The sequence below is a fragment of the Prosthecobacter fluviatilis genome (genome assembly GCF_042655725.1).
Classification (GTDB): Bacteria; Verrucomicrobiota; Verrucomicrobiia; order Verrucomicrobiales; family Verrucomicrobiaceae; genus Prosthecobacter; species Prosthecobacter fluviatilis.
In genome coordinates, this window is the sequence record NZ_JBHSMQ010000009.1 from 70,713 (window position 1) to 86,082 (window position 15,370).

Consider the following 15,370-nt stretch of genomic DNA (forward strand, 5'->3'; position numbering starts at 1 on the left):
CTGTGACGTTGAAAATTGAGGTGGGGCGGTTGAAAGGCGGGGATGGCTGAGATGAACTCGAACCCTGCTTCCACCACTTCCCCGCGACAGTACGCGGTCTTCATTTCCTACCGGCATGCGGACAATCTGGAGATGGGGCGCAAGTGGGCGAACTGGCTGCATGAGGCGCTGGAGAGCTATGAGGTTCCGCCCGACTTGATCGGGAAAACGAGTCTGCGGGGCGATCCAGTTCCGGCGTCGCTCTACCCGGTGTTTCGGGATGAGGCGGAGCTGCCAGCGGATGCGGATCTGAGCACGAACATCCGGCGGGCGCTGGAGAACAGCGGGCTGCTGGTGGTGCTGTGCTCGCCACGGGCGGTGCAGTCGCGCTTTGTGGAGGATGAGATCCGGTATTTCAAAGAGCTGGGCAAGAGTGACCGCATGCTGGCGCTGATGCTGGACGGGGAGCCGAACGCGAGTGATGATCCGGGGAAGGTGGCGAGCTTTGGCGCGGAGGCGGAGTGCTTTCCTTATCCGCTGCGGTTTGGCGTGCCGGTGGACGGGGATGCGCGGAAGATCGACTGGAATGCGCGGACGGAGCCGATAGCGGCGGATGTGCGGCCGGGCGGGCACTGCGTGCAGGGCTGGACGACGGCGGCGGCTTACCGTGAGCAGCTGGTGAAGGAGGGGAAGCTGACGGCGCGGCAGATCAATGATGCGGTGCAGGAGTTTGGGGAGCGGCTGGAACTGGCGAAGCTCAAGGTGATCGCGGGCGCTCTTGGCCTGCCGCTGGGGGAGCTGACGCAGCGGGACAAGGCCTTCCAACTGGCGAAGGCGAAGCGGCGGCAGAAGATCATCATGACGGCGGCGGTGGTGTTTGGGGTGCTGGCGGTGCTGGCGGCGGGCGCGGGATGGATCGCGTGGGAGATGCGGGGCCGGGCGACGGCAAAGGCGCATGAGCTGTCTGACACGCTGGGGATTTACTCGTTTTATGAGGGGACGAACCGGCTGACGAATCATGAGACGACGGGGGAGGCGCTGGCCTACCTGGCGCGGGGCGCGCGGGAGTATGGGAACCAAAACTGCGCGGACCGCATCCTGACCTTCATCCAGCAGCGGCCGCTGTGGGTGCTGGTGCCGTCTGACAGGAAACGGCCTGCGGTGGCGGAGCCTGCGGAGGTGCCAGCTTCTGGTATCAAGGGTCCGCCGCTGGAGGGGGTGGAGATGAAGGTGCTGATGACGGCGGCGGGGCCGGAGGGCATGACGGCGGCGGTGTGGGGGGATGAGGACACGTCCATGGGATCGCCCTGCTATTTCCGGGTGTGGGATGCGAAGGGGAAGGCGCTGACGCCGTGGATCGAGCCGAAGTTTGAGGCGATGACCCGGAGCGAGCACGTCTCCCGCATCGACTTTTCTCCGGACGGCCTGTACGTGGCGGTGTGTGTGCAGCGCTGGCGGGAGCCGGAGTTTCTGCAGGTGTTTCATGTGCCGTCTGGCAAGCAGGTGGGGGACACGCTGGAGGCCACGGGGGAGGGCTCCCATGTGCAGAGCGCGAGCTTTACGCATGTGTCCTTCACGCGGAGCCGGGCGCGCGGGGATGAGAAGAACGGGGCGCTGCTGGCGGGGAGCTCCCGCGGGGATGTGTACTGGATGGATCTGACGGTTTCCGCCGAGGGCGAGGCCACCTCCTACAAGGAGGCGCTGGTGCCGCACCACTACGCGGTGTGGGCGGCGACGCTGGTGAAAGATGGGGAGTACAAGGACGGGGATGCGGAGCTGCTGGTGTCCGGCTCCGAGGACGGGCGGATCAATCTGACGCGGGCCGGAGACGGCGCGCGCGGCGTGCAGGCGGGCACTCTGAACGCGGGGGGAAAGGTGGAGGCGGTGTATGTGGATGCGGATGGCGCGGTGGAGGTGGTGGTGGAGGGCGGCAGGCAGATGCGTCTGGTGAAGATCCCCAACCTGGACCTGGGGCTGAAGATGCCGGAGGTGCCTGAGTATGAGGCGGGGGAGTCGAAGCCGGAGGAGAGCGTGATCGCGGCAAAGAAGGGGGCGAAGGTGCAGTTCACCATTCCGGATGGGATTATGGAGGAGCAGATGGGGGTGTTTTCGAGTCCGCGGGTGCAGCCGGTGCCGCTGAGTGTGCGTGTGACGCATGCGGACAAGAGCGTGGCGTGCTACGGGGTGGACGCCTCCTACAAGAGCCGCCTGCTGGCCAAGGGGGCGGGCAGCCTGCTGACGCTGCGGGGCAGTGCGCCGCCGGTGGACGTGGGCAAAGAGATCGCGGACATCACGCCGGGGCCGGACGAGAAGGCGCTGACGGTGGGCTTTGCGGACTTCAGCTACCGGGTGCTTTCAGCCAGCACGGGGGCGCCGCTGAGCGCGCTGATGGATGAGAAGCTGTTCTTTGCGCAGGGCGGGCAGCCGGATGCGGTGGAGTCGATGCTGCTGTCTGCGTCCGGCAAGCGGCTGCTGACGCGGAGCCAGCACTGGGAGCCACCGAATGCCATGCTGAGCTATCTCATGGTATGGGACACCGCGACGGGGGTGCCGATGACGGACCGCCGGATGTACGCGGACGACGGGGGCGATGACCAGCCGTATGAGGGGCGGCTGTACATGGATGATGTGAACGCGACGGCGGACGGGATGCTGCGCCACCACGCGCAAGCGGAGGAGTTTGCGGTGCTGGCGGAGATCGCGGAGAACCTGGCCGGCCTGCGGCTGACGGAGTCGCGGGAGTTTCAGGCGGTGGCGCAGCAGCCGGAGGTGGTGCGGGGGCTGTTTGAGCGGCTGCGGGGGAAGTGATGGGCGTGGTGATGGGGGCTGTGTGCAGGAGCGGCGAGGGACCCGGGGGGCCGCACTCGGGTGTGGGTGGGTGGGCGTGAGTCACCGAGCACGACCAAAGCGGTAGCTGCGGTCGTTCCTCCCTTCGCGACCGCAGTCCAAATGGGGGCGTGCTTGCGGGGTGCTTTTGGAACCGAAGCGCAGCGAAGATAGACAGCCGCAGGCTGCCCGTAGGGTGAGCGTATCGCGCAGATGCACGGCGCAAGCCTGAATCTGAGCTACCGCTTTCGAGGGGTTCACAGCGGGCGTGGGAGCTGGGGCTGGCGAGGGTGCCACTGGCTGCCGCACTCGGGTGTGTGCTGGTAGGCGGAGTCACCGAGCACGGCCAAAGCGGTAGCTGCGCTCATTCTTCGCTCCGCGACCGCAGTCCATATGGGGAGGCGAGCTTGCGGGGCGGACCTACCATCTACCATCTACCATCTACCATCTACCATCTACCATCTACCATCTACCATCTGCCATCTGCCATCCGGCATCGCGGAAGAGTTGGTGTGGCACGTGGGGCCTCACACAAACCACTCGGCTTCCATCTGGAGGCGACACCATTCGCGGTGCTCGTTGTTGAAGAAGTGCTCGCTGTAGGCGATGTGGGCGAGGGTCTGGTTCACGCTGAAGGCGCCGGCTTTGCCGCGGGTGATGTAGTCGCCGATGGCGAGGGCTTTGGCGCGGAAGAGATTGCGGCTGCGCGGGGCCTCAAAGGCGGCGAGCCAGGCGCGGAAACCGAAACCAATGACGGGGAGCACGGCGGCGAGGGCGATGCCGAGGATCTCGAGGGTGAGGGTATTGGCGGCGGGCGCGGTGCTGGTGGCATGGGCGACATCCAAGACGGTGCCGCCGGCGGCGGTGTGGGCGGCCTCCATGGCGTGCCCGCCATGGCCGGCGCTGCCGCTGAGGATGCCGTGAAACAGCGCGTGCCAGACGGTGTGCATGCCGTGAATGAGGACGATGACGACGCTGAGGGCGAAGATCCAGAGGCCGACTTTGAAGTCCACGATCCAGGAACGGCTGTGGGCTTTGCTGGACTGGTGCTCGAAGTAGTGGCGCTGGAATTCGAGGCGCTTGATGCGGTAGTAGATGGAGATGGCCTGGAGGTCCGGGGGGGGGACGGCACAGGTGACGGCTCCGGGGAGCTCGGGGTGGAGGGTCTCTTTTTCCTGGGCCCAGTGGTGGGCGGACTTGGTGTCGATGGTGGTGAGGGCGCGGACTTCGGCTGCGAGGCGGCTCTGCCAGGCGGGGAAGTCTGACCAGAGCTCGGGCCAGGAGAGGGCGGTGAATTTGAGGATGCGGAGGCGCTCGGCGCACTGGCGGTGGGCGAGCCAGCCGTGGTGGAGATGGAAGTAGAAGCCGCCGAGGACGGCGAGCGCGGCGACGGTGACGGAGAAGGTCTCCATGAGGCCGAGCAGCATGGTGTCGCTGCGGTAGGTGAGCTGGATGATGGCGAAGACGATGCCGGCGATGCCGGGCCAGATGGCGATGGCGGCGGTGCGGCGGTGCCACTTTTGCTTTTTGAGGGCGGCGGCGTCTTCTTTCTGCCAGGCGGGGAAGACGGTGGCCTGAAACTCCTGGAGGGCGGCCCGGGCGCGCTGGATCTGGGGAGGGTGCTTTTCGAGCCAGTCGATCTCGGGCTGGTCGTCCATGTCAAAGGTCCAGGAGCGGGGGCCGCCGCTGCGGGCGTCGGTGGCGCACTGGCTGAGGTAGTCGTCCCAGGCGGCGAGGGCCTGGGTGCCTTCGATGGTGAACTGGCCGTCTCCGGGCTCGATGCGGTGGCCGAGCTTCAGGATGGTCTTGAGGGTGCCGACGGCGGTGTGGCGGTCGAACTCCTTTTCGGAGTCGGGGAGCTGCTCGTAGGGGACGAGGCAGGGGTGCTCCTTTTTGGCGTCGTCGCGCTGGGGGCCGTACGTCCAGCCCTGGGCGATGCGCTCCTGGGCCCAGATTTCATGGATGTTTTTCGCGAGCTGCTCATTGAGCCCCGTGAGCTGGTCTGTGAGCACGACATTGGCGGTGTCGAGGGGGGCGGGTGTGTAGGGGCTGGCGGACATGCGTGCGGGGGGCTTCCATGCGAACGGCGCAGGGCAGAATGAGCGAGCGGGGCCGCGATTGGCAAGCGGGATTCTTACAATCTCGGCTGGGATTGGGGGTGCGTACGTAGGCGGCTCCCCTGCCCTGCCTGCTTTGTGCAGGCGGGTGTGGAGGTGCCCCGGACCTGTGGCCCGCAGGCTGAAACGAAGTGCGCTGGGTGGCTTCTTTTGCAGTGGTGTTTGCGGGGGCGCGGCAGCCTGCTTAGGATATGGGGAATGATGAGCGGCGGGGCACAGACTTTTTTTCTTCCGGGTGCGGGTGGCAGTGCGGCTTTCTGGAGGCCGGTGGCGGAGCTGGCGCGGCTGGAGGGGGTGTTCTTTGCGTGGCCGGGTCTGGGCGCCGAGCCTGCGGAGCCGGGGGTGCGTGGGATGGATGATCTGGTGCAGCGTGTGCTGGAGCGGATGAACGCGCCGCCGGTGGATCTGGTGGCGCAGTCGATGGGCGGTGTGGTGGCGCTGAAGGTGGCGCTGGCGGCGCCGGACCGTGTGCGGCGTCTGGTGCTGGCGGTGACCTCCGGCGGGGTGCCGGTGGCGGGTCTGGGCGGGGCGGACTGGCGGCCGGAGTACTTCGCGGCCTTCCCGCAGGCGGCGTCATGGATCGCGGAGCCGGTGGAGGATTTGTCGGAGAAAATCCGCACGCTTCAGGTGCCGACGCTGCTGCTGTGGGGCGGGCGCGATGAGATCAGCCCCGTGGCCGTGGGCGAGCGCCTGCGCGACCTGCTGCCCGATGCGCGGCTCTGTGTGATGCCGGAGGCCGGGCATGACCTGGCGCAGACGCATGCGGAGTGGGTGGCGCGGGAGGTGGTGGGGTTTCTGGGGTAGGGTCAAGCAAGACATCCGTTCTCCCTGCGGCTGTGCCCGAGGATGCGGATGTTATACCATATGCAGTTGGAAACAGGGCCGCCCTTTGGGATGAAGCGTGCGGATCCTAAAAAAGGGCGGACTTTGCGGAGCTGAGGGACCAGGATGCCCCCCTCCTCCAGAGCTTCGCCGCACGAAGTCCTGGCACCTCAAATCCACCCCAGGTTTCTACTTTCCGAAGCGATAGCAGATCGCTTTACAGCGGCTGTAGATATTATGATGCTCGTGGTACGGCAGCACCCGTACCGGCTTTTTACATTTCAGGTTTTAGCAGCGTCTTTTCAAGTCTGTCCACAATAGACCTAAACTTGTCCAATGTGCCTTTGATACGTGCCTGATCCATTTGAACAAGCATTCCTTTTTCCTGCAATTCCTGGGAATCCTTCACATGCTCTGAAACTTGCTCGAGAAGCGCACGGGAAACAAACATCATATCAGGCCAGTGGAGCATATCGGACCACAAGGCACGGTTTTGGTCATTATTAATGGTTACTTTGACCACCGGAAGATACGGCGGCTTTTTTCCCATCAAGAATGGAGTGAATGACACCTCCCCTACTGAGACAACAGCATCACTGTCATTTTTTCCATCAGCCTCGATCAACTGCCTCAAATTTTTACGAGCCTCGTAAAAAGCGGGCAGCGAGGTCAATGAACCGATTTCATCCCTGTAGATTTGATGAATAGCTTCGATAAGCTCATCACTCAGAGGGAGAGGAATCTCTCGTTTCATCAAAACCATGTAATTTGATGCCTCGACAAGGTGCGCAATAATGAGCATCTGAGAAGGCACTTTACCGAGGATCTCCTCGCTCGTGACAGCAGCGTCTTTAGCCACCTGAGCAACCAGCTGAAGCTGTTGCTCATCCTTGATACCAAGAACCTTAAAGACTTCCTTGCGAACTTCCGGTGAAATAGCGCTCATTATTAAAAATTAACCATTTTGGACCGCTGATTTAACACATCAAATTGTGCGCCAGGTCGCCGCCTTGATGGTGGATTGATTGGAAGTTTAATGTCATTCAATGCAGTGGCACGATATGCCTCACGCGAATGTAACATAATCCCACTGTTTTCGTAGTGATGGGTATGGCCAGACAGGTTATTGTAAACTTTGTCATCTCTCGTCATTTTTCTAGTTTGACGCCGCTCAGGTCTAATTATGGTAGAGATAGAATCCTCCGAAGGTACTGCGGGCTGATAATATGCATGACTACACCACCAATCTGCAATAAACATCATCCCCTGCATCAATTGCAGATCCTCATCATAAACCAAAACCTTGCAATTTAAAATAGCTTCAAGATTAAGCACCAAATCCTTGACGCTTTCATTTTTGGAAAGCTCCAACTCTTTGACAGCCTGCTTACCAAGCCCTGCTTGAATGACCAGAGTTGCCAACTGTTCAATGGCCGCCGTATTCGATGGCTCCTTGGAGAGCAGAGCGGCTGTGAGCAAACGAATGTTGGTGGGCCACTTGTCTTGCAGCCTTCTTTTTAGCAGCTCAAGCCAATGCCTGGACATTGTCGTGAAAGATTCAATCTCCAGCAGCCGACGAAATGCCAGCGCAGCGGTCTGAGCTTTTCCAAGGAGTTTGTTCCACAGCACAAGGTCAGGTTCGCCTGTTTCAGAATAACCGGTAGCGGCCGCAGCAATTTCTGGCAACGCAGAATGCGCCAGAACAGGGGCCATTAGACATGCCTCCAAGAGCATTCGGGCATCTTTACGCAACTCTTCTGGTTTTACTGCGCTGATGATCTCCGCCCAATATTTCGCTTTTTCCGTGTGTTGAGGGATGACGATACCTTCCACCCACTCCTCCTGGATAGCGCGACGCACATTTTTCAAAGCTTCGATCACACCGTTTCTTTTCGCTGGTGTGAGAACATCCTGATTCAGGCCGAAAACGGCCGCCACTGCCTCGTGGGGACGCTCAATCTCCTTGCCTTGGTAGAGAAGCGGCATGCCATCCTCTCCATCAAGGCGCTGCTGCACCCAGATGTTTAGCTCCTCAGCTGGCTTGGCAGCCACCACGGAACGAAGTGTATCGGAAGGATGTGTCATGGACTCAGCAGTTTAACGTCAAAATTCATTACGCTGCAACTCTCATGAACGGCTTCCGGAAATCCCGGACCTGAACCTGAGGTCAAAGGCTCCGTAGCACCAAAGGCCACGCTGCAAGGATTTCGGGGCCGAAACTGGTCATTGTCAATGCCATCCAAGGCGCTGGGCACATGCAGCGACACCGTAGAAGGAAGTGACGATCGATCGTATTGAATTTCCACGCAGCAGCCACCTCCCGTGATTTGTGCGTAATGAGCTTTCAGCCCTAATCGATCCATCAAATCTGAAGCCGTGGCCCTGACCGCATCCAACGCTGGAGACTGCTCTGTCACCCAGACTAAAAGTTGAAAATCAACCGAGGCACTCGTGGCAGCCTCATCGAGAAGCTCCTGAATCTGAGTGCTGGTGGCGGAGTCCAAAGCGGCTCGTGTCAGCCCGGTAGAGGCGAGATCCAAAGCTGGGAACATGTCTGGCAGTTTCGTAGGGAGAGTGAAACGCACCAATCTGTCAAAATGACCAGCAGCCACCAGATTTCTCTTTCGATTGAGGCTGGGAGACTGCCAGATGGAATTTCGTGCAGCTTTCCAAGCAGCAGAGGAGTCGGTTGGAGTCCCTGCACTTTCAACTCGTCGCCAAAACTCCTCTTCAGTTGCTGGATCTATGCACGCCTCGTCTTGAAGATTCTGAAGAATTTGCGAAGTCTCAGGGGACGTCTTCATCGCATCTGCCCATTGATTCAAATGTGAGGGGACGATCATGGCTGTAATTGTAACCGGGGAAAGCGATGACTGTTTATCAGGAGAGCGAGCTTTTTTCTTTCAATATTGATCTAATTTAAGTCATTCACCATATGCAAGCATGTCGATGTGAAGACGCCAGCCAATTCGGAAAAGAACGACCATGTGCCATTCTACTTTGCGATGAAGACTCAGACTGTGTCCCCGTTGCGGCGCAACGAAGCTACTTTGCAGTCAACCAGCCTCAAGGCTGACCGGGGGCGGGCGGTGGTGCGGAAGGTGGTGGCGTTGTTTGCGGCGTGGCGGGGGGCTCGGACTTGCGGGCGGCTTCGATTTTTTTGCGGTATTCCAGGGCGCCTTCGGGGCTGAGGGCGCAGAGGGGCTCCGGGCCGATGCCGGTGGCGATGAGATAGACGGTGACGATGGTGTCTGCACTCACGGGGAGGCTGGCGGGCAGGAGGCGCAGGGTGGGGCCGAGGGTGAAGGTCTGATCCGGGACGGGCTGCTCGACGAGCTCGGGCTTGCCCTGCGGGGTGAGCTTGTAGCGCTCGTATTTGCCGCGCCTGGAGGTGAGCCGGACGGGGAGCTTGTCGGTGGGGAGGACGTCGACGAGCAGGGCGTCTTCGCTGCGGCGGACGCTGCGGATGTAGCAGCGCAGGGGGGCGCTGCGGATGCGCTGGAGCTCCTGGGCGTCTGCCTCCTCCTTTTCGCGGAGGGCGGCGGCCTGGGCTTTTTGGTCGGCCTGGGTGATGATGTCCTGGGTGCGCTGGCGCTGGCGCTCCTTGAGGAGGAGGGATTCGTTTTTGGGGTCGTAGCCGAAGAGCTCGCGGAGCTCGGGCTGGAGCTCTGAGAGGGGGACGGTGGCGGCGCCGGCGGCATGGGTGAAGCGGAGCTCGAGGGCGTCAAAGCGGGTGACTTTGACGTCCTTGTACGTGACGCCGCGGGTGGTGGTGAGGGTGGGAAAGCTGAGGGGCTCTGAGGCGCGGACGCAGGCGTGGCCGAGCAGGAGTGCGATGAGCATGACCAGCGCGAGGTGGGCGCGGTGATGACGCTGCCATGCCCCCCTGGAGGCGACGGTGGGCGCTGCGTGCGGCATGGGGCTGTGGCGGTGGGTTTGTACCACGGGCGGAGTGTAACGTGGCTGCGGGTTTTTGGGTAGGGAAAAGTGGGGGCTGGATGCTGGGTGCTGGGGTGTGAGGGGCGGCTCCCGTACCCTGCTTTGCCCCCCTGCATCTGTGGGGGTTTTCGAGTGGGGATGCGGAGGGCAAGGATGGTGGCCTCATGAAATCTACTTTGCTTTCCATCATGCTTCTCACCACGGCGCTGCCTGCGGGGGCGGAGCTCATCGTCACCTACGCGGAAGATCCAAACTTGAACCTCTCCTCGCTGGCCAACACGAATGTGTTCACGTTTGACCAGCTGAAGACGGGGGTGAACAAAAATGTGTCCTGGAGTGGTGTGGGCAGCTTCAACCAGCTGTATGTGAAGGGTGCGGATGTGTACGGCGGCGCGGCGGACGCGGCAAACCCCAACGGCACCAAGTACTCGCTGCAGGGCGCGGGCACGGGGGTGCTGAGCAGCACGCTGACGCTGGAGAAGAGCTCGTCCTACTTTGGCATGTGGTGGTCTGCGGGGGACCCATACAACAAGCTGGACTTTTACCAGGGCTCGCAGCTGGTGGGCTCCTTTACGACGGCGAGCCTGCTGGGCCTGCTGCCGGACACGTATTTTGGCAATCCCAAAGACCGCTCTCTGGATGCGGGCGAGCCGTTTGCGTTCATCAATTTTTTTGGCGATCCGAAGACGGCGTGGGACAAGATCGTGCTCTCGAACAACAACTCCTCGGGCTTTGAGTCTGACAACTACACGACGCGTGTGACGGCGTGGAACCCGCTGGTGGACGGGGCGCTGCCGGGCGTGCCGGTGGCGCTGGTGAGCGGGACGACGACGACGAAGGCGACGAAGGAGTCGCTGGCGGGGACGCCCTGGAGCCTGGGACAGAGCCCGGTGGGCGCGGCTCCCGGCGCGCCTGCGCCGCCGGTGACGCTGCTGGCGGCTTTTGCCGGGGTGCTGGCGCTGCGCCAGGTGCGGGCAAAGCGCCGCACGGCGTGAGTGGCAGAGGGCTGCGAAATGCGGCGTGACTTTGCGTGGCAGGTGCCTCCGGGTGCCTGCCACGTTGTGTCAGGGGCTACCATGATGGGCGAAGCCGGGACGATGGGTGGAGCTGCGGGGCGAGTGATGAGGGGGCTTTCACGCGCAGCCTCTCGACTTGCAGGCTCTGCCCCTTTCTCCAAATCTGAAATCTGAGAAGCCTATCGTGACCAGACGCACGCGTGTAGTGATTAAAACCCGTTTGAAAACGAGCCATGGAGCCGGCTGTCGTTGCAATGGCTGCCATGGAAGGTCGAAACCAGCAGCAAATGTCCATGATGATAATTTAGCACATTCAATTTAATTCATGCACTTAGCTTTTTTGACTTATTTTAAAATTGACATGCTGACATGCAGGAGAGTGACTTGTAAAACCTGGATTGTTTTTCGTTATGCACCTGCTAAAAATTTGTCTCACTCTTTTTGTCATCATAATCCTTGGATCGACAGCCTATTGCCAACAAGCGGCACCTCCGGCTTCGCTTTCAAAAGAGTCTGCCGCAGGACAAGCCGGGACAAACCCGCCAGAATCAGCACAACAGGGGACAAGCATTACCAGCATAATCACCGCCGCCGCTGCGATTTTTGGGATTTTTGCCGGAGCTCTTGGCAACGGATGGTTCAGGGTGATGTTGGATAACAAAAGAACTCGGTTAAAAAAATCGCAGCGTGATGCCAAACGCAAGACGCTAGTGGACCGCCTGCTCATAACTTTGGCAGAGCAGCTGGTCCATGCCAAGGAACCTCCGGATTTTACCAAGCTAAATGAGTATCTGGAAAAAAGGCGGGAAAAGTATCTGGAAAAACATCCGGCACCTTTGCTGCCCCCCGGCAAGGCTCCGGTAAAAATCATTGTCCTGGCCAGCGGCAAAGGAGGCGTTGGCAAATCATCCATCGCGCTCGGCTTGCTGGAGTATTTTTCCGCCAAGGGGCACACAGTGCTGCTGGATTTTGACATGCCAAACAGAGGCCTCACTTCTCTCTTCGGACACCGGCTCAAGTCGCCGGAACACAAAGGGACCACCACTGTATTGAAACAGCTTGAGCACTTTATTCTGTCACAAGACCCTGCCGAAACTGAGTCCGAAAAAAAGCCTCCCAGCAGGCCTGAGCTAAAACTATTTGCGGTGGCTTCGGATGATATGGAGCAAGATCCACCAGCGCGTGACGAAGTTCGTAAAAATCAGCTGGCGATTTTTCGTGAACACGCCTGGTTTATGCCGAGCATAGCCGTGCCAGACATGTTTCTCAGCTCCAGGGTGTTCACTGCGAACGAAATGGAAGTGGAGCAGTTTATCAAACGACTTGCGCTTGAGTTAACCGCAGTGCAGCCGGTCGCTACAGTAATCGTGGACTGTCATGGAGCCCACGATCTGTTCATGGTCGGCGCCATTCAGGCTGCCACTGATCTGATTGTAACCATGACCCCAGAGCCGGGCAGCTTTGACGGTACGTTTGATCTCCTGGCCTATGCAATGAGACCCCCTCTGAATGGGAAACCCGCGGTCAGGCCTCAGACCACAAGTCTCATTGTCAACAATGTTGCTGAATGGCAGCAGGAGGCCGCCCAAAAACTCGAACAGTTTTTTGATGGCTCGAGTGACGAGCCATCAGAAAATTCGTCCCTGATACGGCCCACTTTTGTGAAGGCCATTGAGTCTGATGATGCCATCAGAAATGTGATGGGCGACTATAAACTTGGAGCTGTAAGCCAGACACCACTCTGGAAAACGATCTGCGAGATAGCGAACAAAATCAGTCCGCCACAGGCTTATGTGCCGCGCGCGCAACAGGCTGCCCGCCCAGCCCCCCCCAAGTGAAAGTCCATTTTGTCGGCGTGCAGGGGCACGGACATGGCCAAGCGGGTAACAGGCTCCGCAGGCCGGCTCTCAAACAGGCGAGCAGCGCATGCTGAGCACAAAACGGCGCAGGCTGCCCTTTTAGCTTGGCACTGCTATGTTCACGGGTGACTGCATGTCCCCTGCAGGCTCTGCCAATATACAGACTGTGGCCGTCTGATAAGGGGGGCAATGGCTCGATGCCACCCGCCGTCGCACCCCCTGCATCTGTGGGGGTTTTCCAAAACGCCTACTGAAGCGATGATCGAGGCCTTATGAAACCCACACTGCTGTCTGTCATTCTAATCGCCACAAGCCTGCCATCCTTCGCGGATGACAATGCCTCACTAAAAAACTCCGCCGAGGCTGCTGTGCAGTCCAAGGAGTCGGATGACAAGCAAAAGGCTGAAGAGGTGAAGAAGGCTGAGGAGGCGAAGGCTGAGGCAGCCAAGGCTGAGGATGAGGCGCAGAAGGGCGAGGAGAGCCGGGTCGCGGCGATGAAGGCTGTGGATGACTCCAAGGCGGCGGCTGCAAAGGCGGCGGATGATGCCAGGAAGGCCGAGGAGAACCGGATCTCCGCCACAAAAGCTGCGGATGATGCCAAGCAGGCGGCTGCAAAGGCGGCGGACATCGCCAAGGAAACTGCGTCGAGAGCTGCGGATGACGCCAAGAAGGCCGAAGAAGCCAGGGCCGCGGCAGAGAAGTCCCCAAATGACGCCAAGAAGGCCACCGAGGCCAAGGAGGCGGCAGCCCTGGCTGCAGATGACGCCAAGAAGGCCGATGAGGCGAAGATCGCCGCTGGTCAGGCTGCGGACAATGCGAAGAAGGCCGAGGACGCCCGGGGCGCGGCGACGAAGGCGGCGGACGACGCCAAGGCGGCGGTCTCCAGGGCTGAGGACGCCGTCAAGGTGGCGTCCGCGAAGGCTGAGGATGCGGCCCGGCGTGCCTACGAGCTGAAGCTGGCTGCCACGAAGGCGGAGGAGTACGCCGGGCAGATGGCAGCCGCGGCGGGCCTGGGCTATCAGTCAGGCACCGGCGCGGGGGCTGGCTCCGGTGCAACCTCGGGCCTGTCCGCAGTGGGTGCTGCGCCGGGTGCGCCGGCTCCGCCGGTGACGCTGCTGGCGGCCTTTGGCGGTGTGGTCGCGCTGCGCCAGATGCGGGGCAAGCGGAAGAAGTAAGAAGGAAGTGCTCCTGCCCGCTGCCATGATGAATTTCCGACTTTCAGCTTCAAGTGTGCGCACGGCCTTTGCCGCGGCGGTGGTGGCGGGTGCGGTGCACCTGGCGCAGTCGCGGGATGTGGTGGTGGATTTCACCCGGCCTCTGGTGCTGGCGGTGCTGCACTGGCTGGGCATCGCGGCGGCGGACGGCGGCGAGGAGCTGCGAGTGGGCAGGCTGCTGGTGCCGTGGACGCGGGACTGCGCGGGGATAAACCTGCTGCTCATTTTGCTGGCGCTGGCGGTGTGGGTGAACCGCAAGGAGACGCGGGCGTGGCGCTTCTGGCTGTGCCTGGCGGGCATGGTGCCGGCGGCGGCGGTGGCCAATGTGCTGCGGGTGCTGACGCTGCTGGGATACCGCACGCTGGCATATCCTGGTGTGGAGAGCCCGCAGACGCATTACTTCATCGGGTTCATCTGGCTGGTGCCGTTTGTGACGCTGATCATGCCGCGTGACGCGCGGCGGCTGGGGTCGCGGCTGATGGAGACGCTGCATGCGGCGGCGGTGGTGGCGCTGCTGGCGCCGCTGGCGGGCACGCCGAATGCGCTGCTGCTGACGCTGGCGGCGGTGGCGGGCCTGGCGCAGTGCCGCGTGGCGGAGACGCTGAGCCGCGCAGGTGCAGGGCTGCTGGCCGCGTGGGTGGCGGCGGGGGCGTGCATCGCGCTGGTGGGGATGGAGTCTTTCTGGCTGCCGTGGCTGCTGCTGTGCCCGCTGATGGTGCGGCGGGAGTGGGCCATGAGCGTGCCGGGCCTGGCCTGCGTGGCCTGCACACAGTCGGTGCTGGTGATGCAGCCGTGGTCCTGGGCGGTGGCAGCCGCAGGGCTGGCCTGGGCGTGGTATTTTGAGGAGAAGGCGGCGGGTGGGGAGGGTGCGCAGGCTGAGGAGAAGGCGCTGGGTGAAGAGAATAGGTCCTATACGGCCCATACGACCTATGATGGGCGCTCTGAGCAGGCTGCGGGTGGCGCTGAGGCCCATGTGCCTGCGGAAGCTGCTGCACCTGCGCCGCCGGTAAACTGGGGGCGCTGGGGGTGGGTGGCGCAGGGGGCATTTTTTGCGTGCCTGACGCTGCCGTTTCTGGCGTCCACGGTGCTGGCGCTGGGCCGGGTGTCGTGGGAGCCGCCTGCGGGTGTGGTGTCCCGGTGCCTTTCGCCCCACTGCTACGAGGTGCGGCTGCGCGGCCAGCCGGAGGAGATCGGGCTGGCGTGCTACAGCTCTGCCAGCCGCGACCGCCACCACACGCTGGCGGTGTGCCTGAAATATCGCGGCGTGGAGCTGCAGGAGGTGGCGGACTGCCCGCAGGTGATGACGGACGGGAAGAACTGGTTTCGCGAATTTTTCATGCAGGAGGGCCAGATGCTGGGCAGCTACGCGGCCTACGTGCGCAGCACCTTCTACCCCTGGCGCGATCCGGGCGTACACCTGATCTTTGTCTGCCCCTGCAAGGCCCGGAGCGCGGCGGATTTCAACGCGGCGTGCGAGGGCCTGTCGCGGGAGTTTGATGCGGAGGTGAAGAGCAGCGACGCGGCGCGGGTGGCGGTGGTGCGGGGAGAGTGAAAAGGGGTAAGTAAAAAGGAAAAAGGGAGGCAGCAGTGTGGGCGCT

General features: G+C 61.7%; 10 protein-coding genes and 1 pseudogene. 6 read left to right on the forward strand and 5 right to left on the reverse strand.

The genetic code is table 11. The features are described from left to right. The first annotated feature begins 51 nt into the window (after positions 1-51). Positions 52-2,787, forward strand: coding sequence for a TIR domain-containing protein (locus ACFQDI_RS20325; protein ID WP_377170297.1), 2,736 nt, complete (start codon positions 52-54; stop codon positions 2,785-2,787). Positions 2,788-4,583: 1,796 nt separating this feature from the next. Here ACFQDI_RS20325 and ACFQDI_RS20330 read toward each other — a convergent pair. After that, positions 4,584-4,865, reverse strand: a pseudogene (locus ACFQDI_RS20330) (RyR domain-containing protein); the annotation flags it as partial. A 255-nt stretch (positions 4,866-5,120) separates the two neighbouring features. Between ACFQDI_RS20330 and ACFQDI_RS20335 the strand changes: the two are divergent. Continuing rightward, on the forward strand, positions 5,121-5,726 hold the full coding sequence (locus tag ACFQDI_RS20335) for an alpha/beta fold hydrolase (protein ID WP_377170300.1): 606 nt from the start codon (positions 5,121-5,123) through the stop codon (positions 5,724-5,726). Between the two features lie 292 nt (positions 5,727-6,018). On the opposite strand, the gene ACFQDI_RS20340 is transcribed toward ACFQDI_RS20335, so the two are convergent. The 4 genes from ACFQDI_RS20340 to ACFQDI_RS20355 all read right to left on the reverse strand — a co-directional run bounded on the left by ACFQDI_RS20340 (position 6,019) and on the right by ACFQDI_RS20355 (position 9,662). Further along, positions 6,019-6,690, reverse strand: a complete 672-nt coding sequence (locus ACFQDI_RS20340; RefSeq protein WP_377170302.1) for a hypothetical protein — start codon at positions 6,688-6,690, stop codon at positions 6,019-6,021. Positions 6,691-6,692: 2 nt separating this feature from the next. Beyond that, on the reverse strand, positions 6,693-7,829 hold the full coding sequence (locus ACFQDI_RS20345; protein WP_377170304.1) for a hypothetical protein: 1,137 nt from the start codon (positions 7,827-7,829) through the stop codon (positions 6,693-6,695). Then, on the reverse strand, positions 7,826-8,587 hold the full coding sequence (locus tag ACFQDI_RS20350; protein WP_377170306.1) for a hypothetical protein: 762 nt from the start codon (positions 8,585-8,587) through the stop codon (positions 7,826-7,828). The genes ACFQDI_RS20345 and ACFQDI_RS20350 overlap by 4 nt, the downstream gene beginning before the upstream one ends. A 223-nt stretch (positions 8,588-8,810) precedes the next feature. Continuing rightward, complete coding sequence (locus tag ACFQDI_RS20355) at positions 8,811-9,662, reverse strand: hypothetical protein (protein WP_377170309.1); 852 nt, start codon at positions 9,660-9,662, stop codon at positions 8,811-8,813. Positions 9,663-9,847: 185 nt separating this feature from the next. Here ACFQDI_RS20355 and ACFQDI_RS20360 point away from each other — a divergent pair, with 185 nt between their 5' ends. From ACFQDI_RS20360 to ACFQDI_RS20375, 4 genes are all read left to right on the forward strand, one after another. Beyond that, entirely contained in the window at positions 9,848-10,678 is an 831-nt protein-coding gene (locus ACFQDI_RS20360; RefSeq protein WP_377170311.1) for an Npun_F0296 family exosortase-dependent surface protein, read from the forward strand. Between the two features lie 431 nt (positions 10,679-11,109). After that, positions 11,110-12,537, forward strand: coding sequence for a ParA family protein (locus tag ACFQDI_RS20365; RefSeq protein ID WP_377170314.1), 1,428 nt, complete (start codon positions 11,110-11,112; stop codon positions 12,535-12,537). A gap of 293 nt (positions 12,538-12,830) precedes the next feature. Further along, a complete protein-coding gene (locus ACFQDI_RS20370; protein ID WP_377170316.1) occupies positions 12,831-13,733 on the forward strand; it encodes a PGAP-CTERM sorting domain-containing protein in 903 nt (300 codons plus the stop codon). Between the two features lie 25 nt (positions 13,734-13,758). Further along, a complete protein-coding gene (locus ACFQDI_RS20375) occupies positions 13,759-15,324 on the forward strand; it encodes an exosortase/archaeosortase family protein (RefSeq protein WP_377170318.1) in 1,566 nt (521 codons plus the stop codon). Positions 15,325-15,370: the final 46 nt, after the last annotated feature.

Bases quoted from the DNA above. Each gene is read 5' to 3' on its own strand.
- ACFQDI_RS20325 (WP_377170297.1), top strand. From the start codon at position 52: ATGAACTCGAACCCTGCTTCCACCACTTCCCCGCGACAGTACGCGGTC.
- ACFQDI_RS20335 (WP_377170300.1), top strand. From the start codon at position 5,121: ATGATGAGCGGCGGGGCACAGACTTTTTTTCTTCCGGGTGCGGGTGGC.
- ACFQDI_RS20340 (WP_377170302.1), bottom strand. From the start codon at position 6,690: ATGAGCGCTATTTCACCGGAAGTTCGCAAGGAAGTCTTTAAGGTTCTT.
- ACFQDI_RS20345 (WP_377170304.1), bottom strand. From the start codon at position 7,829: ATGACACATCCTTCCGATACACTTCGTTCCGTGGTGGCTGCCAAGCCA.
- ACFQDI_RS20350 (WP_377170306.1), bottom strand. From the start codon at position 8,587: ATGATCGTCCCCTCACATTTGAATCAATGGGCAGATGCGATGAAGACG.
- ACFQDI_RS20355 (WP_377170309.1), bottom strand. From the start codon at position 9,662: ATGCCGCACGCAGCGCCCACCGTCGCCTCCAGGGGGGCATGGCAGCGT.
- ACFQDI_RS20360 (WP_377170311.1), top strand. From the start codon at position 9,848: ATGAAATCTACTTTGCTTTCCATCATGCTTCTCACCACGGCGCTGCCT.
- ACFQDI_RS20365 (WP_377170314.1), top strand. From the start codon at position 11,110: ATGCACCTGCTAAAAATTTGTCTCACTCTTTTTGTCATCATAATCCTT.
- ACFQDI_RS20370 (WP_377170316.1), top strand. From the start codon at position 12,831: ATGAAACCCACACTGCTGTCTGTCATTCTAATCGCCACAAGCCTGCCA.
- ACFQDI_RS20375 (WP_377170318.1), top strand. From the start codon at position 13,759: ATGATGAATTTCCGACTTTCAGCTTCAAGTGTGCGCACGGCCTTTGCC.